The sequence below is a fragment of the Carboxylicivirga litoralis genome (assembly GCF_025499605.1).
Classification (GTDB): domain Bacteria; phylum Bacteroidota; class Bacteroidia; order Bacteroidales; family Marinilabiliaceae; genus Carboxylicivirga; species Carboxylicivirga litoralis.
Genome location: NZ_JAFMVC010000109.1, coordinates 1 through 740 on the forward strand (window position 1 = coordinate 1; position 740 = coordinate 740).

Genomic DNA, 740 nt, shown 5'->3' on the forward strand with positions numbered 1-740 from the left:
TATGACATATCAAGCTCTTATGCTTTCTCTGTGATAGTTCCCAATAGCGTTACCTTAACGGCAGGGTGGTAAATCTTATCACCTGATACCGATTTTGGCATGTTCAGCTTTGGTGTAATATCCATTGATGGCTTTAACCACTTTGGATTGGCAAGCTTGTATTGGAATTTGCGTTTTGTGGTATCGGTGTCATCGAATACCGCACATGAGATTTCAGGTACAATTACCTTCGTGCCTAAAGTCATCTCGAAAGTACCGTTCAGGATTGCAGGAGGTAGGGCAAACTGACCAAAAGCAAAATCTGCCGGGTCGTTGTCTTCTTCCGATGCTCCGTGAGCGTACTCAAGAACAATATCAGTTAACAGGAAATACTTTCCTGAATCCAACTGCGCACGGTTCAGGTTGGTACGTCCAGCCTTTTTATCGTCCGATGCCTCCATCAAATCAATGTCGGATTTATCCTTAATTGACTTAACGGTGTAGATTGCCGTATCAACGGTTTGCATACGTGCATCTTTCAATGCTTTCTGTACTTCCGGTGGCAATTGCTGTCTGCGAAGCTCAAACTGACCTTTTGAAGTCAGGTCTTTGGTAAGTCCTGTTTTCACAGCCGTGCTTCTTGCTCCGGCATTGTATGACCTACGAACAGCACGTTTTCGGCTGGTTCTTCTGCGACTTCTTCGCCCTCTGCGTCTTGTTCTACGGCGTGAACGACCTAAATCGCCAATGCCTTCGACCGC

General features: G+C 45.8%; 1 protein-coding gene. It reads right to left on the reverse strand.

Features of this window, described 5'->3' with window-relative positions:
- Nucleotides 1-17: 17 nt before the first annotated feature.
- Nucleotides 18-740: hypothetical protein (locus tag J1N10_RS21475; protein ID WP_262328678.1), on the reverse strand; the 723-nt coding region annotated here is incomplete at its 5' end.